The organism is Actinomadura spongiicola, assembly GCF_003432485.1.
Classification (GTDB): Bacteria; Actinomycetota; Actinomycetes; order Streptosporangiales; family Streptosporangiaceae; genus Spirillospora; species Spirillospora spongiicola.
Genome location: NZ_QVNQ01000012.1, coordinates 52886 through 73953, shown reverse-complemented (window position 1 = coordinate 73953; position 21068 = coordinate 52886). Strand labels below are relative to the sequence as shown.

Sequence of the window (21068 nt, the reverse complement as noted above, 5' to 3'; positions counted from 1 at the left end):
TTCTCCGGGCCATCCGCTCGCCGCCGTCATCCGTCCCGACAGGACGGCGGCGCTCCCGGGCGCGCCCCGGCGGTGCCGGCCGCCGGGGCCGCCGTCCGGACACCCGAACTCCCGTTCGCCGCGGCTCTTCTCCGCCGCGGCGCCGGGGCCGGACGTCGGCCCGTGCGCGGGGCCGCGCGCACGGGCCGACCTCGATCGTCCCGCACGCACGGGCACGCGCGACGGACCAGGCCACACCGGCGGTCCCGCCCGCGCCCACGGGGGCGCGCGGGCGGCACACCCGCCACCCCCTCCCCGGTGCGGTGCCTCCCGCGCGGGGCGAGGAGGCACCGCACCGGTCACCCGTCGTGGCGCAGGCCAAGGCCGGTCCCCGCCAAGACGGCCAAGGCGAGCGGGGCCAAGGCAAGCGGGGCCAAGGCGACACAACCTCAGGCGGCCAGGCCCGGCGAGGCAGACCCAGGTGACGCAGGGCGAGGTGGTGCGGATGGGGCACGTGAGGCCGGTGGATTAGGTGGGGGTGGACAGGGTCAGGGGGAGGATGGTCTGGGCGCCCGATTGTTTGAGGAGACGGGTGGCGACGGTCATGGTCCAGCCGGTTTCCACGCGGTCGTCGACCAGGAGGAGGGGGCCGGGGGTGGCGGGGAGGGCCGAGGCCAGGGGGTCGGGGACGGTCAGGGTGTTCCAGACGGAGCGAAGGCGTTGGGCGCTGTTGTGGCGGCGGGGGGCGGGATCGCCGAGAGGGGTCAGTTCGCCGAGGTAGCGGAGGCGGCCTATGTCGGCGATGCGGCGGCCGAAGGTGGTGACCAGGCGTGGGCGGGATCGGGAGCCGATGGTGACGACGCCGGTGGGGCGGGCGGACCAGTCCCAGGCGGCGAGGACCTTCACGACGGCGTCCAGCATGTCCGGCGGGACGTCGGTGTCGTCGGCGGCGAACAGGTCGCGGAGCCGGTTGCCCCAGCCGATGTCGGTGAGACGGCCCAGGGCGCGGCCCGTCTCGGCCTGGAGCGCGGGGTCGATGCGGCCGGAGACGCCGAGGTCGTCCTTCACACCGGCGGGCCACATGCGGCGGGGCGCGATGTCGACGCCGGGGCGGTGCAGGCGGTCACGGGCCTGGAGCGCGCTCTTCTCGGTGACGTCGGCGGGCCGGTGGCGTCCCGTGCAGTTGTCGCAGCGGCCGCAGGGGGCCGCGGCGGGGTCGTCCAGCTGGCGGCGTAGGTACTCCTCCCGGCAGGTGGAGGTCGCTATGTAGTCGAGCATCGCCTGCTGTTCGCGGCGGCGTTCGGCGGTGACGCGTTCGTAGCGTTCGCGGTCATAGGTCCAGGGGCGACCGGTCGCCGTCCAGCCGCCCTTCACGCGGTGGACGGCGCCGTCCACGTCGAGGACCTTCAGCATCATGTCGAGACGGGTGCGGTTGAGGTCGACGTGGGGTTCCAGGGCGCCCGTGGACAGCGGACGTCCGGCCGCCTCCAGGACGTCGAGGGTCTGCCGGACGACGGGTTCCGGCGGGAACGCGAGGCCCGCGAAGTAGGCCCAGATGTCACGGTCCTCCCGGCCGGGGAGGAGGATCACCTCGGCGCGGTCGACGCCGCGTCCCGCGCGTCCGATCTGCTGGTAGTAGGCGACCGGCGACTGCGGGGCGCCGACATGGACGATGAAGCCGAGGTCGGGCTTGTCGAAGCCCATGCCGAGGGCGCTCGTGGCGACGAGGGCCTTCAGCTTGTTGTCCTGGAGGTCCTGTTCGGCCTGGAGCCGTTCGGCCTGTTCGGTCTGGCCGGAGTAGGCGGCGACCTCGTGGCCCCGGTCGCGGAGGTAGCCCGCGATCTCGTGGGCGGCGGCGACGGTGAGCGTGTAGATGATGCCCGAGCCGGGGAGTTCGTTGAGACGCTCGCCCAGCCACGCGACGCGCTGCTCGGCGGTGGGCAGCCTGACGACGGCGAGGTGGAGGGAGTCGCGTTCGAGCGGGCCGCGCAGGACGAGGGGGTCGTCGCCGGCGAGTTGTTCGGCGACGTCCTGGGTGACGCGGGCGTTGGCGGTCGCCGTGGTGGCGAGCACCGGGGTGCCGGGCGGCAGCTCGGCCAGCAGGGTTCGCAGCCGCCGGTAGTCGGGACGGAAGTCGTGGCCCCAGTCGGAGATGCAGTGCGCCTCGTCCACGACGACGAGCCCGGCCCCGGCGGCGAGCTTGGGCAGGACGAGATCACGGAACTCGGGGTTGTTGAGCCGTTCGGGGCTGACCAGCAGGACGTCGACCGCGCCCGCCTCGACCTCGGCGAAGACCTGGTCCCAGTCGGCGGTGTTGGCCGAGTTCACGGTGCGGGCGTGGATGCCCGCGCGGTCGGCGGCCTCGATCTGGTTGCGCATCAGCGCCAGCAGCGGCGAGACGATCACGGTGGGCCCGGCGCCGCGGTCGCGGAGCAGCCGGGTGGCCACGAAGTAGACGGCGGACTTGCCCCAGCCGGTGCGCTGGACCACCAGGGCCCGGCGTCGCTCCACGACCAGGGCGCCGATCGCCGTCCACTGGTCGTCGCGGAGCCGGGCGTGGTCGCCCGCGAGTGCGCGCAGGCAGCGCTCGGCCTCGTCACGGAGCGCGTCGGGATTGCTCATGCGTCCTTCGTACCAGCGGCGCGGAGCACCCCGCACCAGAACCCCGTTCTGTGGATAGGCGAGGCACGATTTTCGGACGCGGTGGCGCGGGTAGCCTGCCCCTCAAGATCGGTTTCCGGCGGGGAAGGAACACGGGCGGGGATGGGCGCGGGGGAACGCTTGCGGCGAACGTGGCAGGTCCTGATGGACCACACGCCCCCCGAACCCCCGGAAGAGGAGCCCGGCGACATCGTCGATCCGCGGGCCGTCGACCTCGTCCTGCGGGTCGGTGAGCTGCTTCTGGCGAGCGGTGAGACGACCGAGCGCGTGAACGAGGCCATGCTCGGATTGGCGGTCGCCTTCGAGCTTCCCCGCTGCGAAGTGCAGGTCACGCTGACGAGCCTGCTGGTTTCCGCGCATCCCGGGAAGGGCCAGCCTCCGGTGACGGGGACGCGGGCCATCCGCCGCCGTACACCGGCGTTCTGGCGGCTCACCGCGTTGCACGAACTCGTCCAGCAGGCGTCCATCGGGATGCTGGAACTCGACCAGGCCCATGCGAGGCTCGCGCGGATAAAGACGGCCCGCCCCCCGTACCCGGCGTGGTTGCTGGTCGTGTCGCTGGGGCTGATCGCGGCGTCCGGCAGTGTGCTGACCGGCGGTGGACCGCTCGTGGCCGGTACGGCGTTCATCGCCACCCTGCTCGGCGACCGCGCCGCCGCCGCGCTGGCGCGCCGGGGCATCGCGGAGTTCTTCCAGTTGACGGTGGCCGCCGCGATCGGGGCGGGGGCGGCCGCGATCGTGGTGGCGATGGGCAATCCGGGCCAGGCCGCGACGGTCGTCACGGGCGCGATCCTGGCGCTGCTGCCGGGACGTCCGCTGGTCGCCAGCATCCAGGACGGCATCACCGGTGACCTGGTCAGCGCGGGGGCGCGGGTGCTGGAGGTCTTCTTCATGATCGCGGCGATCGTGTCGGGGCTGGGCGCGGTCGTCTACCTCGCGGTCTCGTTGGGCGCGCCGATCGACGTCCGGCACCTGCCCACGCCCGCGGCGTCGCTCGAACCGGTCGCCGTGCTGGCCGCCGCCGGGATCTCGCTGACGTTCGCGGTGTCGCTCGCCGTGCCGCGGGACGTGCTGACCGCCGCGGCCCTGGGTGGTGGCCTGATCTGGGTGCTGTACGTCCTCGTCCGCGGTTGGCACGTTCCATCAGTGCTGGCGGCGGCCGTGTCCGCCACCGTCGTCGGCGTCCTGGCGAACTGGTTGGCGCGCAGGCACGGACAGCCGGTCATGCCGTACGTCGTCCCCGCCATCGGACCCCTGCTGCCGGGAACGGCGCTCTACCGGGGCATGGTCGAGCTCAACACCGGTTCCCCCGAGTCGGGTGTGCTGAGCCTGATCGGCGCGGTGTCGGTGGCCCTCGCGCTCGGCGCGGGCGTCAACCTCGGCGGTGAACTCGTCCGGGCGTTCCAGCACGTCGGGTTGACCGCGTCCGGGCGCTGGGCCCGCCCGGCGGCGCGCCGCACCCGCGGGTTCTGACGCGGCGGGCGGAGGCGCTCGTTCTGTCGGTGGCGGACGTTACGTTCACGGCATGTACCGACAGGGAGACATCCTGATCCTGCCCGTGTCCGAGGAGGCGGTTCCGCGGTCCGTGCGCGACCTGCCTCCGGCACCGCGGGACGGCCGTGGACGCATGGTCCTCGCGCTCGGCGAGGCGACCGGGCACGCGCACGCGTTGTCCGCGCCCGGGTCGCTGCTGCGGGTTCCCGACCCGCTCGCGCCGGACCATCTGCACCTGCCGTCGGGCGGACGGCTCGTCCATGAGGAGCACGCCCCGATCAGCCTGCCGAAGGGCTGGTACCGGGTGATCCGCCAGCGTGAGTACGTGCCCGGTTCCGTCCGTGTCGTGGCCGACTGAGGGGCCGGAATGCTCACCGTGACAACACGCGAACCCCACTACGTGGTGGGCGACTGGCAGTCGGTCGCGTTCGGCACCGGCCCCGCCGACCGCGACCGGGCGGAGACCGCCGTCGCGGCAGCGTACACGGCCGCCGGTCTGGACGCCCCCGAACGGTACATCTGGGTGCCCTCCCCCGTCCGCGGCGCGGCGGTCGCGGCCCTGCTGGCCGGGCACGGCGACGCGTTGGCCAAGGCGGGGCTCGGTGACCTCGTCGACCAGGCCAGGGCCGATCTGGCGGGCGCCGCCGCCGGGCCGAGCGTCCTCGCCGCGGTGCGAACGCGCCCGTGGGAGACCGAACGCGCCGCGGCCTGTTCCGAACAGGGGCCGGAGCAGTGGCCGCGCGTATGGGCCGAGACGGGTGGTCTCCTCTGGGACCAGGTGCAGTCCCTGGTCACGCGTGTTCGCGCCGCGATCGGGGCGGTGGCGGAGGGCGAGGAGTCCGCCGAACGGGCGGAGGCGGCGTCCCTCCTGCGGAGCGCGTCGCTCGACGCGGTCCTCGGCCAGCACGACGCGCCGTGGCTGGCGCTGTTCGAGACGCTCGGACGGCTGGACGGCCCGCTCGCGGGCCTCGCCGACGCGGCCCGCGCCACCGGCTGGTGGTGGCCCTACGAGCGGCTGGTGATCCTGTCGGAACGCCCGTCCGAGCTGCACCGTGACGAGCCCGGACGGTTGCACCGCGGTGACGGCCCCGCCCTCGCCTACCCCGACGGTTTCGCGTTGCACGCCTGGCGCGGGATGCCGATCCCCCACGACTTCATCGACTCGCTGACCGACCTCACGGCGTCCCGCATCCTGTCCGAGGAGAACGCCGAGCTGCGCCGGGTGATGCTGGAGATCTTCGGCTACGACCGCTACCTGGCCGAGACCGGCGCGCGCCCCGTCCACCGGGACGAGACGGGCGTCCTGTGGTCGATCGACCTGCCCGGCGACGAACCGGTGGTCATGGTGGAGGTGGTGAACTCCACCCCGGAGCCGGACGGCACCTACCGCACCTACTACCTGCGCGTCCCGCCCGACACCCGCACGGCCCGCGCGGGCGTCGCCTGGACGTTCGGTGTGGACGAGGCCGACTACCACCCCGAAAAACAGACCTGACCCCCGCCCGGGGCCACCCAACCCCGGGCGGGCAGCCGTCGATCCGTGTGCTCCCGCAGGTTCGAGCCTCACAGCACCTCGCCTGCGGGCACATCACGCGGCCATTCCCGGACGCCCACACCATCGCTTCGCTGTTCGCGTGGTGGAACCCGCCTTCGGCGTCACCTCATTCGCAGGTCACACGAGCACGTGGAAGCCGAAACCCCGTGGGAAAGATCCAGGCAAGCCCCCGTCCCCGGTTCGAGCGGACATGAAATCACCTAGCGGTAAGCATGGTGAGGCCGCCTTCGGCGTCGTTTCACCAGGCGAGTCACTCGGTTATGCGGTGGCCAGAGCCACCGCGCATCGTGTCGTCCCTCCGCGGCACGGGGGCGGGGTCTAGCTGTGGGCGAGGAGGGCGGGGATGCGTTCCAGGATGCCTCCGGCGAATGTGTCGTACAGGCCGAGGGGTTCCAGGTGGACGTAGCCGATATGGCAGTCGCACGTGTCGAGGGGGCACGAGCGGGGGGCGAGGGCGTTCCGGAACGAGTCGTCGTACAGGTTGCCGAGGACGGTGGGGACGAAATGGCAGCGGCGGACGGTTCCGTCGCCGTCGACGGAGACGACGGTGTCGCCCGTCCGGCAGGGAAGGCCGCGGCTGGCGTGCGGGCGGCGGCTCACCGGGAACAGGGGGTCGATGGCCGTCCAGGAGTCCGCTTCGGCGTCGCTGTACCGGTGGCCTTCGGCGGCGTTGACCCACAGGTACGTTCCGGCGGGCAGGTCGGCGCGGAGGCGCCGGGCGTCGTCGAGGTGTTCCGGCAGGCCGACGATGCCGACGCTGAACCGCACCCCACGGGCGTCCAGGTCACGACATTTAGCGAGGAACCGGTCGTAGGCCACTTGGCCGGGGTGGTAGGTGGCCCACAGCGCCAGGCGGGTCCGGTCGGCATCGGACGTCCATGACACGCGGTGGCTCAGGTTCGTCTGGATCGCGACCCGTTCGATGTGCGGCAGGTGGCTCAGTTCGACGAGGGCACGCCGGTACCAGGACCGGACGAGACCCTCGCCCCATGGTGTGAACAGGACGGAGACTCGGTGGTCCTGGGCGGTGACCCACTTCGTGAAGCGTTCGAGCGCGGCGCGGTCGGCGCGGAGTTGCTCCCGGCTGTCACGGCGTTTGGCGAAGGGGCAGTACGGACAGTCGTAGTCGCAACTGGCGAGCGGCCCCCGGTAGAGGATGGTCAGATGCTCCATCAGCGGGCCTCGTAGGACGCCATCAGCGCCTGGACCTGCGGTGAGAACAATGCCGGGCCGATGGCGTCGGAGTAGGCGAGACCTTCTGATGTCAGCCGCAGCGTGCTGCCGGACGTGTCCAGCCATCCGCGGTCTTGGAAGGTCTTGAGGTCGAGGGGGAAGTCGTCCAGTGGGTCTGTACCGAAGCGGGATCTGTAGAGGCTTCGGTTCAAGCCTTCCGCTTGTAGGAGCGACTGGATGAGGTGTCGGCGGCGGCGTTCGTCGTCGTCCAACGGGAAGCCGACGCGGGCGGTGGTGAAGTCGTCCTCGCGGACGTAGTCGTCGATGATGGAACGCACCGCCCGTGTCTCGACCGCGTACTCGAACGAGTAGTGCAGGCGCGAGGTGTACGAGCGAGCTCCGCAGCCCAGCCCGACCATGCCATCGGTCTGGCAGCAGTATTCGGTGCCGTTGGCGGTGTCGGAGGGTAGACGGAACATCCGCATCGACACCTGTTCGTAGCCTTCGGCGAGGAGGTGGTCCCGGCCGATCCGGTAGAGGCCGAGGCGGTGGTCGTCCCAGTCCTTCGCGCGGTGGCCGAGGCCGGTCAGCGGCCGGACGTAGAGGGGATAGAGGTAGATCTCCTCGGGCCGCCAGGCGAGCGCGGCGTCCAGGGAGCGGGTCCAGGTCGTGGGCGTCTGGCCGTCGATGCCGTAGATGAGGTCGATGTTGAGGGTCGGGAAGCCCACGGCACGGATCCGGCCCAGCGCGGCCTCGACCTCGGCGCGTTTCTGTGGCCGGACGGCCGCGCGGGCCTCGTCGTCGAGGAAGGTCTGCACGCCGATGGAGATCCGGGTCGTTCCCCGGTCGGCGAGCACGGTCAGCCGGTCGGTGGTCGCGGTCGCCGGTGAGGTCTCCACGCCCAGCGGAATCGCGCCGAATCCTGGGAACCGTCCGGCGATGTCGCAGAGGCGTTCCAGTTCGTGCGCGGTGAGATAGGTCGGTGTGCCGCCGCCGAAAGCGGCGGTGGCGAAGGAACCGGCGTCGCCCAGCGCGTCCAGGACGGCGGTGGCCTGACGGTCGAGGGCGTCCAGGTAGGCACCGGTCAGCTCTTCGGGCGCGCCGGTGCGGGTGAACAGGTTGCAGAAGCCGCACCGCATCTCGCAGAAGGGCACGTGCAGGTAGAGGAAGAGCGCGTCGAGTGACTCACCGGCCCAGACGTCGCGCAGCGCGGGAGGGACGGGAAACGGACGGTACGCGGTCTTGTGCGGGTAGGCGTAGACGTACGCCTGGTAAGGATTCACGACAGTACGAACTCCCCGTACGGGACGGTCCAGACGACCTCGTGGCCGATGCGGTGCCCGGTGTGGCCGTCCTCGCCGTACGCGGTCCCATGGTCGGAGCACACGATGACGAAGCAGGGGCGGCGCATCAGTGAGAACAACCGGTCGATGTGCGCGTCGATGTGTCGAAGCGCGGCGGCGTGACTGGCGCGGGTGTCCCCGTCGGAGGGTGTGGCGCCGTCCAGGTAGAACCAGTTGGGCTGGTGCAGGGACGCGACGTTCACCAACATGAACAGGCGACGGTCGGCGGGCAGCCGCGCCATGATCTCGGCGACGCGGTCGATCTGGTTGGGCAGCGACTTCGGTTCGGTCACGCCGAACTCGCGTGCCCAGTGGCTTTCGGCGAACAGTGACGGCAGTGCTGAACCGAGCGGTGTCAGCTTGTTGAAGAACCCGACGCCGCCCACGCAGACCGTGTGGTACCCGGCGGTGGCGAGCCCGGACGGCAGGTCGGCGGCGTCGAACGTCCATGTGCCGTCGGTGGTCGTCTCGCTGCCCGGGAACGTTCCGGCGAAGAGACGCGGGTGCCGTCCGGGCGACGCGGGTGTCGGCAGGAAACCGGCCAGCATCGCCGCGTGCGCTGCGTAGGTGAAGCTGCCCGGTGTGTGGCGGCGCTCCCAGCGGCCGTCCGGGAGATGTCTTGTAAGGGTGGGCGTCTCCCCGGACGCGGCCAGTTCGGCGGCCACGTCGTAGCGGAGGGTGTCGAGAGTCACCATCAGCAGGTCATGGCTGCCGACGATGTCGTTCATGTCGTGACGCATGCCGTCTTCCCCGTCGTGCCCGACGTGCCCCACGTGCCCGCGAGAACGGCTTTGACCTGGGCGGCATAGGTGTCGAGCCGCTCCGCGGGGCCGCCGGGGAATCCGGTCAGCCCGGGGAGCAGGTCGCCGAACGCGTTGACCTCGCAGACCGCGAACCGCTTCATCCCCCGGCCGACGAGCAGGTCGACGCCGACCATGAGACTGCCCGGGAAGCAGGCGGCGGCCCGCGCGCACACGGCGAGGGCCCGTCGCCATCCGTCCGGCCCAAGGGCCCGCCGCACCGCGGTCAGATCTCCTCGCGCACCGCCCAGATGCAGGTTCGTCATCGGGTGCCGGCTCGTCCGGGCGACCGCGTGCGTCGGCTCACCGTCGACGACGACGACCCGCAGATCGAACACACGGCCGCCGACCGTGGCCTTCGGCATCCACCGCTCCACGTGCAACCCGTCGGGCGCGAGCCCGTCGATGAGGGCCGCGACCTCGTGCTCGGTGTCGTAGGCGCGTACGCGCAGCGAGTTGACCAGGACGTCGCCCGTCATGGACGCCGACGTGACCGCCCTGACCCGGCCCGGCGCGATCTGCAACGCGACGACCCCGGACGCGGACGAGCCGTGCGCCGGTTTGACGAACACCCGCCGCTCCCCCGCCTCGTCCATCCGCGAGCGAAGCGCCGCGTAGCCGTCGACCTCCGGCAGGGCGGGCGGGACGGGCACCCCGGCGGCCAGGAGGCGGGCATGGGCGAGCCGCTTGTCGAACATGACCGCGATCTCCTCGACATCGCCGAGGAGCCGCGCACCGGAGGCCGACGCCGCCGCCGACAACCGGCCGAGGGCCGCCGTGAACGTCCGGTACCAGCGCGCTCCGCCCCCGACCCGGGCCGGATCGCCCGGGCCGCGCAGCAGCGCGTCGGCCTCCGGGTCCTCCCCCGGCGAGTCGACGCGCAGCAGGTCACCGGGGCGCAGGTCGAGGTCGGCGCCGCGCAGCACGTCCGTCCACGCGACGAGCCGGGGCTCGGGCAGCCCCGACGACCGGCACGCCGCCGCGAACAGCGCGGGACGCCGATCGCCGGGCGTGCCGACGACCGTGAACGTCACTCCGACACCGCGATGAACCGCCAGTCGTCGTCCCGGTTCTCCTGTTCGTCCAGGTCGACCTCGACGTCGGGAAGCGCCGCCTTCACCCGCTCCATCATGGCGTCCGAGAGGAAGTGGTGGTGCAGGTCGAGAGCGTGCAGATGCGTCAGCGGCTGACCGGACAGCAGCGCCTCGGCGCCCTGGTCGGTGAGAATCCCCATCGCGAGGCTGAGCGACTCCAACCGGGCCACGACGGGCGCGCCCGCGACCGCCGCCGCGATCTCGTCCTGAATCTCGCTGTCCTCCAGGCCGAGATGGCGCAGGGCGGGGAACCGTTCGCCGCTGAGGAACGGCGCGAGGTCGGCGACGGTCGTGTCACCGCCGTAGTTTTCCTCGCCGAGCCACAGGTCGAGATGCTCCAGGTTCGGCAGGTCGCTCGCTCCCACGGTCCGGACGACGTGCGCGGGCAGCCCGCCCGACTCGAACCGCAGCACCCTCAGCCGGTCGCTCTTGATCGGTTCGAGCCGCAGCCCCTGTGAGCCGCGGACCTCGAACCGCTCCAGGTCGGGGAACGCGGTGAACAGCGGGGAGATGTCGGAGTGCTCGATCCAGGAGATCTCCGACTCCTCCCCGGTGATGTCGCCGAGGAACAGCGCCTTCAGCTTGGGAAACGACCCGGCGGCCTTCTCCAGCAGATCGACCGGGTCGGCGACGTCGTCGTCGTAGGACGCGCCCCAGTAGCCGATGATCAGTGCCGTGACCTCGGTGGTGTCGACAACCTGGAGGAACCGCGCGAACGTGTCCGCGAAGGACTCCCCGTTGAAGGACGTCCCGACGTACCAGGCGGCCTCCGCCGCGGGCGGGAACTCCCCGCCGGGCCCGGACCCGCGGCCGTCGTCCTCCTCGGTCCCGTCCGGTCGCGTCTCTTCGTTGAACGTGACCACCGGCAGGCCGACGTACTCTTCGAGGTGCTGGTAAACGCCCATGGGTCCCCTTCGCGAGCGAGATCGTCGGGCCCTGTCCTATCAGGAGCGACGGACAGTACACCGCGCAATCCCCGGGTTTCCTCTGATTCGCCCGCTTTGGTGGGGTCAGGACGTCACGAGCACCGACCCCTGGTACTTGTCCGCGACGAACTTCTTGACCTCGGGCCCCTGGAGAAGCCGGACGAGTTTCTGCACGCGCGGGTCGTCCTTGTTCTCGGGCAGCGTGACGACGCCGTTGGCGTACGGGTTGCCCTCGGGCTTCTCGGCGGCGAGCGCGTCCTTGTTCGGGGCGAGCCCCGCCTCGATCGCGTAGTTCCCGTTGATCACCGAGAGGTCCACGTCCGCCAGCGACCGGGGCAGCTGCGCGGCCTTCAGCGGCTTCACCTTCAACTCCTTGGGGTTGCTCGCGATGTCGCGTTCGGTGGCGGTGGCCGGCGCGTCCGGCTTCAGGGTGAGCAGGCCGTTGGCGGCGAGCAGCTTCAGCGCGCGGCCCTGGTTGGCCGGGTCGTTCGGCACGGCGACCGTCGCGCCGCGCGGAACCGCCCCCAGGTTCTTGACCTTCTTGGAGTACACGCCGAGCGGTTCCAGGTGGACGGGCGCGACGAAGGCCAGCTTCGTCCCGGACTCGTTCTCGAACTCCTTCATGAAGGGGACGTGCTGGAAGTAGTTGGCCGTGACCTGCTTCTCCTTCAGCGCCGTGTTCGGCTGCTGGTAGTCGTTGAACGTCACGACGTCGATCTTCAGACCGTTCTCGGCCGCAAGGTTGTCCTTGACGTAGGTCAGGATGTCGCCGTGCGGAACGGGGTTGACCGCGACCTTCAGCGGGGCGTCCGGATCGTCGGACGCCGACGACGAGCCGCAGGCGGTCAGTCCCGCGAGGAGCCCGACGGAGGCCAGCGCGACAGTGATCTTGCGTAGCACGACAGGTGCCTTTCTCTGTGTCTCAAGCGGTTACTTGTGGGTCAGGCGGCGGGCGACGAGGTCCCCGATCGCCTGGACGGCCAGGACGATGACGACGAGCAGCGCCACCGTGGCGACCATGACCTTGGTCTCGAAGCGCTCGTAGCCGTAGACGACGGCGAGGTTGCCGAGCCCGCCGCCGCCGACCGTCCCGGCCATGGCCGTGTAGCCGATCAGCGCGATCACGGTGACGGTCAGGCCGGACACCAGGCCCGGCCGCGCCTCCCGCAGCAGGACCTTGCCGACGATCTCGCGGCGGGTGGCGCCCATCGCGTTCGCCGCGGCGACCACGCCCGGGTCCACCTCGCGCAACGCGATCTCGACGAGCCGCGCGTAGAACGGGATGGCGCCGACCGTCAACGGGACGATCGCGGCCGCGTTCCCGATGCTGGTGCCGACGACCGCCCGGGTGAACGGGATGATCGCCACCATCAGGATCAGGAAAGGCAGCGACCGCCCGATGTCGACGACCAGGCCGAGCACCCGGTTGACCGGCGGCGCGGGCAGCAGCCCGCCGCGCTCGGTGACCACCAGCAGCACCCCGAGCAGCAGCCCGAGGACGGCGGTGAACAGCGTGGCCACACCGGTCATGACGAGCGTGTCGACCGTGGCGGGCCACAGCAGCGGGGTGACCTCGTCCCAGCTCATCGCGCCTCCTCGGGGGTCGCGGGGTTCAGCACGGTCACGGTCAGGCCGGACTCGCGCAAGAACGCGAGCTGGGCGGCGTTCAGGGACGGGTCGCCGGGCAGTTCGAGCTGGAGACGCCCGACCCGCTCGCCGGCGACCGTCTCGACCGCGCCGCCGAGGATGTTGACGTCCAGGGAGTACTTGCGCGCCAGGGCCGACACGAACGGCTCGTCGGCGACGGAGCCGACGAAGGTGACCTCGACGAGGGTGGTGCCCTCACGGGGGTCGGCGGGCGGCAGCGGGAACAGGCCGCGCGCCAGGTCGGAGTCCGGACGGGCGAGGAGCTCGGGCACCGGCCCCGACTCGGTGAGGCGACCGTCGCGCATGATCGCGGCCGAGTCGCAGATGCTCTTGACCACGTCCATCTCATGGGTGATCAGCAGGATGGTGAGGCCGAGCCGCCGGTTCAGGTCGCGCAGCAGGTCCAGGATCGACGCCGTGGTCTCGGGGTCGAGCGCGGACGTCGCCTCGTCCGACAACAGGACCTTCGGACGTCCGGCGAGGGCGCGGGCGATGCCGACGCGTTGTTTCTGGCCGCCGGAGATCCGCGAGGGATAGGCCTTCGCGTGGTCGCCGAGGCCGACGAGGTCCAGCAGTTCGGCGACGCGCCGGGCCCGCTCCGCGCGGGGCACGCCCATGACCTCCAGGGGGAACGCGACGTTTCCGGCGACGGTGCGGCTGCCGAGCAACCCGAAATGCTGGTGGATCATGCCGATGCCCTGGCGTGCGCGGCGCAGTTCGGCGCCGCGCAGGGAGAGCAGGTCACGGCCGTCGATCACGACACGGCCCTCGTCGGGACGTTCCAGCAGGTTGACGCAGCGCAGCAGCGTGCTCTTACCGGCGCCGCTGCGGCCGAGGACGCCGAAGACCTCGCCCTCGGCGACGGTGAGGTCGACGCCGTCGACGGCGGTCACCTCGCGGTCTCGGCCGCGGTACACCTTTCGAAGTTTTTCGATCTGAATCACAGGAAATCAGTCCAGGCGTGACGGAGAGCCGCCGGGTGGGCGACGGTCTGGGCGGGACGCGGGCCGCGAGCGCGGCGCGGATCGGAATCGCGATCAGCCGAACACGGTCAGCCGCGCCGGTCGACCGGGCGCCGCCGGTCGAACACGGTCGGCCGGACACGCGGCCCGGCAGGGTCGACCGGGCACGGGCGTGGTCAGGCGAGTCCGGGCGGGTAGGGGCCGTGGCTCAACAGATGGCGAACGAAGTGCATGCGCGACTTCCGGCTCGGGGCTTGCTCGCTTCGGGGCGCGAGCCTCGGACGGGGGCCCTCAGCGGTCGCACATTCGACAACACCGCATACGCCGCATGGCCCGCGGGGACAGCGGAGGCTCATGGCACTGGCGTACGGAGGTCATGTCAGCAGTTAACTCGCTCCATGCAACTTACGCAAACCCATTCGGGTGAGGCGCTCGACACGTCCCCGGTCCCAGCCGGTCACACCTGGTGAGGCCGCGGTGGAAGTGAGATGAACACCTCATGGCGAAGCGCCGACGGGAGTGTGCCAGATGGGTGAAACCAGGCGAGCCGGACGTCTAGAGTGAGTCCGACGTGGGGCCTTCTCGCGGGAAGGCCCCGTTGTTCTGCCCACATCTTGTGTTCGCAATCCTGCCCGCACCGCCCCGCCGGCACGGTCATGCTCGAACCGTCCCACCCGTACGATCCAGAGGTCCCCACCATGAACGACGACGAGGTGCTCGAGGAGTGCTTGCGACTCCTCAGGGACGGCCTGCCCACCCCGGCCCCCGCCACCTTCGACGAAGGACGGGGCTTTCTCCCGCTGGGGCTCGACATCGACGGCGACGTCGCCGTCGTCACGTTCCTCTACCGGTCGGGGGACGGGTCGTCCGTGGGCGCCGACTTCATCGAGGGCTGGACGTTCCACCGCCGTGACGGCGAGTGGCGGGAACTCGGCGGCGGCGGTGGTTCGGCGCCCGCCGAGCCCCTGACGCGCCGCTCGTCCGGGGAGATGGGACGTCACCTGCTGAAGTACGGGTCGGGCCGGACGGTCCGCAACGCCAACCGGCTCCTGCCCTGGGGCGCGAAATGGGTGAACCAGGCGCGCCTGCACGCGGCGGCCGAGGTCGCGCGGATCAGGATCGGCCAGCGGCTGCTGGACGTCCCCGCGCACGGGCACGCCGTCGTGGTGTGGGGTGCGCGCCGCGGCCCGGTCGTCGAGGCCCTCGCCCCGGACGGGGCGGTCCTGGACGTCCTCGACCTCGGCACCCGGCTGCCGCGGCCCGTCCTCAGCGCCGATATTTGACCGATCGTTCTCGATAGCTCTACGCTCCCGCCATGGCCAGGGCGAAGGAGTTCGACCCGGACGAGGCGCTGCGACGCGCGCTGGAGCTGTTCTGGGAGCGTGGATACGAGGCGACCTCCATGGCCGACCTCGTGGCGTGCCTGGGCGTCGCCCGCGCGAGCATCTACGCGACGTTCGGCGGCAAGCACGAGCTGTACCTGAAGGCGCTCGAACGCTACCTCCGGACCACCGACCCGGCGATCGCGGAGGCGCTGTCCCGGCCGGGGCCCGTCCTGCCGCAGGTCAGACGGCTGATCGAAGACTATGCCGAGCAGTCGTTCCGGGGCCGTCCGCGGAACGGCTGCTTCGTCGTGAACACGGCGGTGGAGCTCGCCGCACGTGACCCCGAGGCCGCGCGGCTGGTGGAGGCGAGCTGGACCTTCCTGGAGGCGTCCCTCACCTCCGCGCTAACTCGCGCCCGCGCGCAGGGTGAACTGCCCGGGGATCGAGACCCCCGCTCGCTGGCCCGTTTCCTGGTCGTCTTCTTCCAGGGCCTTCGCGTGCTGGGCCGCGCGCCGGGCGACGACGACCGCCTCCGCGACGCGACCCGCGAGGCTCTGGCCCTCTTCGACTGACCTCCCACCGCCCCGCCACACGGACCCTTTCCAATCCGATTCAAGAACGATCGATCTAGTATCTCTGGAGGAGACAGCCATGTCGTTCGACGGCAGAACCGTCCTCATCACCGGCGGCGCGGGCGGCATCGGCCGCGCCCTCGCGCACACCTTCGCCCGCGCGGGCGCCACCGTCGTCCTCGCCGGACGCGACGCGACGGCGCTCGCCGACGCCGTCAAGGAGGTCGGCTCGGACCACGCCGACCACGTCGTCGCCGACGTGACCGACACGTCCGCCGTCGCCCGCATGGTCGAAACCGTGACCGCCCGGCACGGAGGGCTGCACGCGGCGGTCAACAACGCCGGGATCCTCGGCGCGACCGGCCCCCTGGCCGACGTCGACGAGGCCGCCTGGGACGAGGTCCTCGCGGTCAACGTGACCGGCGTGTTCCTGTCGATGAAACACGAGGTCGCGTACATGCGGCGGCACGGCGGCGGAGCGATCGTGAACGTCTCGTCCAACATCGGCGCGCACGGCCGCCGCCCCGGCCTGGCAGCGTACGCGGCGTCCAAGGCGGCGGTCAGCGCCCTCACCCGCGCCGCCGCCCTCGACCACGTCGCCGACGGCGTCCGGATCAACGCCGTGAGCCCCGGCGCCAGCGACACGCCGATGTCGCTGCTGCCCGGCGAGACCCGGGACGAACGCGCGGAGCGGATGCGCGTCGCCGCGCCGTCCGGGCGGGTGGCGGACACGTCCGAGGTCGCCGAGGCGGTGCTGTGGCTGGCGTCGGACGCGTCGAGCCACGTGGTCGGGCACGACCTGGTCGTCGACGGCGGCGCGACCGCCTGACGACGCTTTTCGGGGCGGCCCACGGGGCAGACTCAGTCCATGGCGCGCACACCCGACCACGACTCCGATTCCGAGCGCTTCCGCCTCGCCGCGAGGGTCACCAGGAAGTACCTGATCGGGGCGCGGAGCCTGCACGACCACATCGCCGCGAAGCTGCTCCACGAAAAGCCGTCCCGTGTTCTGGACATCGGCTGCGGGGAGGGCGCCCTCCGCGACGCGCTCCCCGACCCGCCGCCGTTCCGGCTCGTCGGGCTGGACGCGTCCGCGGCCCTGCTGCGGGCCCATCCGGGTCCGCGCGTGCGGGCGGACGCGGCTCGGCTCCCCTTCCGGGACGGAACGTTCGACGCCGCCGTCGCCGTGAACATGCTCTACCACCTGGACGATCCGCGCCTCGCCCTCCGCGAGGCACGCCGTGTCCTCGCCCCCGGCGGCGTCCTGCTCGCCACCGCGATCTGCCGGAACGACAGCCCCGAACTGGCGCCCGTCTGGCGGCCCCGGCCGACCACGTTCGACGCCGAGGAGGCCGCCGACCGGGTCTGCGAGGTGTTCGACGAGGTCGAGGTGGAACGCTGGGACGCACCGCTGATCACGCTGCCCGACCACGACGCCATCCGCGACTACCTGGTCGCCCGCCGCGTCCCCCGCCCGGAGGCCGCGGCGGCCGCCCGCCGCCTCCGCACCCCCCTTCCCGTGACCAAGCGGGGAAGCCTCGTCATGGCCCGCCGTTAGGGGCGGCGGCGCGTCCGACGAGACGTCCACCTGCGGCGACCGGAACGGTCCGGCCTCGATCCGCCAGGGGCGCGGAGGTGACGGAACGGAACCGATTTCGGTGAACCGGCCGCCGCACCCGGTGGGGCTGGCGAAAGATGTCCCCGGGACCGGCCACAATGTGGGGCATGGCACGACGCGGATCCCAGGCACCTCCCCCACCGCCGGACTTCGAGGAGAACATCGTCGACGTCGACGTCTCCGACGAGATGCGCGGCAGCTACCTCGAGTACGCCCTGTCGGTGATCTACCAGCGGGCGCTTCCCGACGTGCGCGACGGGTTGAAGCCCGTGCAGCGCCGGATCCTGTACTCGATGAACGAGATGGGGCTGCGCCCCGACCGCGGGCACGTCAAGTGCGCCCGCGTCGTCGGCGAGGTCATGGGCAAGCTGCACCCGCACGGCGACAGCGCCATCTACGACGCGATGGTGCGGATGGCGCAGTCCTGGGCGATGCGGATGCCGCTGGTGGACGGGCACGGCAACTTCGGGTCGCTGGGCGGCGACGACCTGCCCGCCGCCATGCGGTACACCGAGGCCCGCCTGTCGCGCGAGGCGATGCTCATGGTCGCCTCCATCGACGAGGACACGGTCGACTTCCGCCCGAACTACGACGGGCAGGAGACCGAGCCGGAGGTCCTGCCGGCCGCGTTCCCGAACCTGCTCGTCAACGGGGCGTCCGGCATCGCGGTCGGCATGGCCACGAACATGGCGCCGCACAACCTCGGCGAGGTCATCGCCGCGGCCCGGCACCTGATCGACCACCCGGACGCCACGCTGGACGAGCTGATGCGCCACGTCCCCGGACCCGACCTGCCCACCGGAGGCAAGATCGTCGGCCTGGACGGGATCCGCGACGCCTACGAGCGCGGGCGGGGGACGTTCCGCACCCGCGCCACCACGTCCATCGAGAACGTCACGCCCCGCCGCAAGGGCATCGTCGTCAGCGAACTCCCCTACGCCGTCGGCCCGGAACGCGTCAAGGCCAAGATCAAGGAACTGGTCAACGCGAAGAAGCTCCAGGGCATCGCCGACCTGAAGGACCTCACCGACCGGAACGTCGGCCTCCGCCTGGTCATCGAGATCAAGAACGGGTTCAACCCGGAGGCCGTCCTGCAGGACCTCTACCGGCTGACGCCGATGGAGGAGACGTTCGGCATCAACAACGTCGCGCTCGTCGACGGCCAGCCCCGCACCCTAGGCCTGCGCGACATGCTGCAGGTCTACATCGACCATCGCATCGAGGTCGTCCGGCGCCGGTCGCTGTACCGCCGCACCAAGCGCGAGGACCGCCTGCACCTCGTGGAGGGCCTGCTGGTGGCGCTCCTCAACATCGACGAGGTCATCCAGGTCATCCGGCAGAGCGACGACGCCGCGCAGGCCAAGCAACGGCTGATGCAGATCTTCGAGCTCTCCGACATCCAGGCGCAGTACATCCTGGACACCCCGCTGCGCCGCCTCACCCGGTACGACCGGCTCGAACTGGAGAAGGAGAAGGAGCAGCTCGCCAAGGAGATCGCCAAGCTGACCGCGATCCTGGAGTCGGAGCGCAAGCTCCGCGGTGTCGTCTCCCGGGAGCTCGGCGAGGTCGCGAAGGAGTTCGCGACGCCCCGCCGGACGATCCTGCTGGAGTCCTCGGGCCACACCGCAGCGGCGGCCGTGCCGCTGGAGGTGGCCGACGACCCGTGCACGGTGCTGCTGTCGTCCACCGGTCTGCTGGCCCGCACCCAGGACGCCGGTCCGCTGCCCGACAGCGGCCCCCGCGCCGCGCACGACGTGCTGACGTCCGTCGTGCCCACCACGGTCCGGGGGCAGGTCGGCGCGGTGACGTCGCTGGGCCGGATGGTCCGCATCGACGTCCTCGACCTACCTGGGCTACCACCGTCGGCGTCACCACCGTCCCTGGCGGGCGGGGCACCGATCACCGAATACCTCGACCTGGAGCCCGACGAGACGGTCGTGGGTCTGGCGGCCGTGTCCGAGGTGGGAGGCGGCCTCGCCCTCGGCACCGCCCAGGGCGTGGTCAAACGGGTCGTCCCCGACTTCCCCGCCAACCGTGACGAGTTCGAGGTCATCTCGTTGAAGGACGGTGACCGCGTCGTCGGCGCCGTCCAACTGCTCGCCGAGGATCAGCACCTCGTGTTCATCACCACCGACGCGCAACTCCTGCACTTCGCCGCCTCGCTCGTCCGGCCGCAGGGCCGCGCCGCGGGCGGCATGGCGGGCATCAAACTCGGCGCGGGCGCCCGCGTCCTGTGGTTCGGCGCCATCGACCCGACCCGTGAGGCACGGGTCATCACGGTCTCCGGGTCGTCGTCGGCGCTGCCCGGCACCCAGACCGGCGCGATCAAACTCGCCGACTTCGCCGACTTCCCGTCCAAGGGCCGCGCCACCGGCGGGGTCCGCGCGCACCGGTTCCTCAAGGGCGAGGACGTCCTGCTCCAGGCCTGGGCGGCACCGACACCGCTACGAGCCGCCGCCGCGGGCGGCCGCCCGGCGACACTGAACGTGACGATGGGCCGCCGCGACGGCTCAGGCGAGCGACTCGACACCCCCCTGACGTCGATCAGCGGCCCCCTGGGGCCACCACCCCCAGAGGAGGACGAGAGCTGACCGCGGAGAGCCCCAACGCGGCCTGCCCGACCACCAGGCGTAGCGCCCAGCAGCCGACACCGGACCGCCGCATCGGGGGATGAAACGCGGGGCCGGGCCGGACGAGCGGCGCGACAGCCCGCTGACGTCGGCCAGCGGCCCCTGGCGCCGCTGCCTCCGGAGGAGGACGAGAGCTGACCGCGGAGGGTCCCGGATGGATCACGGGCGCGTACCCGCGCGGTTTCCGCACCGGCGCGACGGCACGCGGGACTCGTCGGCCGTCCGGGCCTTCGCTGCTCCCCTGACCGCGTCGGCGTGCGCGACAATGGCGCGCATGGCGATCGAATCCTTCATGGTTCCGCTTGGGTCCACGGTTCCCGCGTTCACGTTGCCGTCCATCGACGGCCGGACGGTGTCGCACGACGACTTCCCGGACGCGTCCGCGCTGCTGGTCATGTTCCTGTCCAACCACTGCCCGTACGTCCGCCGCATCGAGGACGAGATCGGCGCCGTCACGGCCGAGTACGCGGGCAAGGGCCTCGCCACCGTCGCCGTGTGCAGCAACGACGTGACGAACTACCCGGACGACGGCGCGGAGCGTCTGCGTGAGCAGACCGAACGGGCCGGGTTCACGTTCCCCTACCTGGTGGACGAGTCGCAGGAGACCGCCCGGGCGTTCAGGGCCGCCTGCACCCCGGACTTCTTCCTCTACGACGGTGAGCGTCGGCTCGCGTACCGGGGCCAGTTCGACGGTGCGCGGCCCAGGAACGACGTGGCGTCGGACGGGGCGTCGCTCAGGGCCGCGCTCGACCTGGTGCTCGCGGGCCGGGACGTCCCGGAGCCGCACACGCCGAGCATCGGCTGCGGAATCAAGTGGAAGCCCGAAGACGACCCGGCGTAATTTCAGCGCGTGTAATCACAAGGCCTGAACCACACCGGACGAATTACGCCGGAGTGACTTCGCCCTGGCGTGGACGCGGCAACGTCGCCAGGTCGTGTCCCTGACGCGCCTCGCGCGGGCCGTGACGCGTCCCGTGTTCGGCGGACGCCGCCAAGGCCTCAAGGAGATCCGGCGGGCCGCCGTCGACGCTGTCGTAGTGCCAGAAGCGGACGAGTCTCTCGCCTTCGGGCCCCGGATCGAAATGGCCCCGGTCGAAGCAACCGGCGAGGGCCAGGCGGACGATGACGGGTTCGCCGTCCTCCAGTTGCGTCACGTAGGTCGCCGCGTCGATGAGACCGATCGCGGCGCGGGCGTTGCGGCCGTCGTCACACGGGTCCGGACGGTTGATCCGCCATTGCGCGTACGGGCGCAGGTAGTGCGCGATCATGCGGGTTCTGAGCACGGTCCC

Annotated in this window: 19 protein-coding genes; 9 read left to right on the top strand and 10 right to left on the bottom strand. The window is 71.6% G+C overall.

Annotated features, from left to right (window positions below; all coding sequences use genetic code 11):
• Positions 1 to 507: 507 nt before the first annotated feature.
• Positions 508 to 2601, bottom strand: a complete 2094-nt coding sequence (locus D0T12_RS30600) for a RecQ family ATP-dependent DNA helicase (RefSeq protein WP_117404033.1) — start codon at positions 2599 to 2601, stop codon at positions 508 to 510.
• A 183-nt stretch (positions 2602 to 2784) separates the two neighbouring features.
• Here D0T12_RS30600 and D0T12_RS30595 point away from each other — a divergent pair, with 183 nt between their 5' ends.
• The 3 genes from D0T12_RS30595 to D0T12_RS30585 are packed head-to-tail and all read left to right on the top strand — an operon-like array spanning position 2785 to position 5629.
• A complete protein-coding gene (locus D0T12_RS30595) occupies positions 2785 to 4113 on the top strand; it encodes a threonine/serine exporter family protein (protein ID WP_233526381.1) in 1329 nt (442 codons plus the stop codon).
• Between the two features lie 52 nt (positions 4114 to 4165).
• Positions 4166 to 4492, top strand: a complete 327-nt coding sequence (locus D0T12_RS30590; RefSeq protein ID WP_117404029.1) for a hypothetical protein — start codon at positions 4166 to 4168, stop codon at positions 4490 to 4492.
• Between the two features lie 9 nt (positions 4493 to 4501).
• Entirely contained in the window at positions 4502 to 5629 is a 1128-nt protein-coding gene (locus tag D0T12_RS30585; protein ID WP_117404027.1) for a DUF6745 domain-containing protein, read from the top strand.
• Positions 5630 to 6007: 378 nt separating this feature from the next.
• Here the strand turns inward: D0T12_RS30585 and D0T12_RS30580 are convergent, their stop codons facing one another.
• The 8 genes from D0T12_RS30580 to D0T12_RS30550 form a co-directional block, all read right to left on the bottom strand.
• Positions 6008 to 6862, bottom strand: coding sequence for an STM4011 family radical SAM protein (locus D0T12_RS30580; RefSeq protein WP_117404025.1), 855 nt, complete (start codon positions 6860 to 6862; stop codon positions 6008 to 6010).
• Positions 6862 to 8145, bottom strand: a complete 1284-nt coding sequence (locus tag D0T12_RS30575) for an STM4012 family radical SAM protein (RefSeq protein WP_233526380.1) — start codon at positions 8143 to 8145, stop codon at positions 6862 to 6864. The genes D0T12_RS30580 and D0T12_RS30575 overlap by 1 nt, the downstream gene beginning before the upstream one ends.
• Entirely contained in the window at positions 8142 to 8945 is an 804-nt protein-coding gene (locus D0T12_RS36830) for an STM4013/SEN3800 family hydrolase (protein WP_233526379.1), read from the bottom strand. The genes D0T12_RS30575 and D0T12_RS36830 overlap by 4 nt, the downstream gene beginning before the upstream one ends.
• The gene (locus D0T12_RS30570) at positions 8930 to 10039 is read right to left on the bottom strand and encodes an STM4014 family protein (RefSeq protein ID WP_117404022.1); all 1110 of its coding nucleotides are present in this window, start codon (positions 10037 to 10039) and stop codon (positions 8930 to 8932) included. Before D0T12_RS30570 ends, D0T12_RS36830 begins: the two co-directional genes overlap by 16 nt.
• A complete protein-coding gene (locus D0T12_RS30565) occupies positions 10036 to 11004 on the bottom strand; it encodes an STM4015 family protein (protein ID WP_117404020.1) in 969 nt (322 codons plus the stop codon). Before D0T12_RS30565 ends, D0T12_RS30570 begins: the two co-directional genes overlap by 4 nt.
• 105 nt (positions 11005 to 11109) lie before the next feature.
• Complete coding sequence (locus D0T12_RS30560) at positions 11110 to 11925, bottom strand: MetQ/NlpA family ABC transporter substrate-binding protein (RefSeq protein ID WP_117404018.1); 816 nt, start codon at positions 11923 to 11925, stop codon at positions 11110 to 11112.
• A 30-nt stretch (positions 11926 to 11955) separates the two neighbouring features.
• Positions 11956 to 12612: a methionine ABC transporter permease gene (locus D0T12_RS30555; RefSeq protein WP_117404017.1), complete on the bottom strand. Its 657-nt coding sequence runs from the start codon at positions 12610 to 12612 to the stop codon at positions 11956 to 11958.
• On the bottom strand, positions 12609 to 13616 hold the full coding sequence (locus tag D0T12_RS30550) for a methionine ABC transporter ATP-binding protein (protein ID WP_117404015.1): 1008 nt from the start codon (positions 13614 to 13616) through the stop codon (positions 12609 to 12611). Before D0T12_RS30550 ends, D0T12_RS30555 begins: the two co-directional genes overlap by 4 nt.
• Positions 13617 to 14332: 716 nt before the next feature.
• On the opposite strand from D0T12_RS30550, the gene D0T12_RS30545 reads away from it, so the two are divergent.
• The 6 genes from D0T12_RS30545 (at position 14333) to D0T12_RS30520 (ending at position 20620) form a co-directional block, all read left to right on the top strand.
• Entirely contained in the window at positions 14333 to 14917 is a 585-nt protein-coding gene (locus tag D0T12_RS30545; protein WP_233526378.1) for a nuclear transport factor 2 family protein, read from the top strand.
• A gap of 32 nt (positions 14918 to 14949) precedes the next feature.
• The gene (locus tag D0T12_RS30540) at positions 14950 to 15531 is read left to right on the top strand and encodes a TetR/AcrR family transcriptional regulator (protein ID WP_117404011.1); all 582 of its coding nucleotides are present in this window, start codon (positions 14950 to 14952) and stop codon (positions 15529 to 15531) included.
• Between the two features lie 79 nt (positions 15532 to 15610).
• Positions 15611 to 16360: an SDR family NAD(P)-dependent oxidoreductase gene (locus tag D0T12_RS30535; RefSeq protein WP_117404009.1), complete on the top strand. Its 750-nt coding sequence runs from the start codon at positions 15611 to 15613 to the stop codon at positions 16358 to 16360.
• A 39-nt stretch (positions 16361 to 16399) separates the two neighbouring features.
• Entirely contained in the window at positions 16400 to 17089 is a 690-nt protein-coding gene (locus D0T12_RS30530; RefSeq protein WP_117404007.1) for a class I SAM-dependent methyltransferase, read from the top strand.
• A gap of 167 nt (positions 17090 to 17256) precedes the next feature.
• The gene (locus D0T12_RS30525) at positions 17257 to 19740 is read left to right on the top strand and encodes a DNA gyrase/topoisomerase IV subunit A (protein ID WP_117404176.1); all 2484 of its coding nucleotides are present in this window, start codon (positions 17257 to 17259) and stop codon (positions 19738 to 19740) included.
• A gap of 313 nt (positions 19741 to 20053) precedes the next feature.
• Positions 20054 to 20620, top strand: a complete 567-nt coding sequence (locus D0T12_RS30520; protein ID WP_117404175.1) for a thioredoxin family protein — start codon at positions 20054 to 20056, stop codon at positions 20618 to 20620.
• 43 nt (positions 20621 to 20663) lie between these two features.
• Here D0T12_RS30520 and D0T12_RS30515 read toward each other — a convergent pair whose 3' ends face one another.
• Entirely contained in the window at positions 20664 to 21062 is a 399-nt protein-coding gene (locus D0T12_RS30515; protein ID WP_147339689.1) for a hypothetical protein, read from the bottom strand.
• Positions 21063 to 21068: the final 6 nt, after the last annotated feature.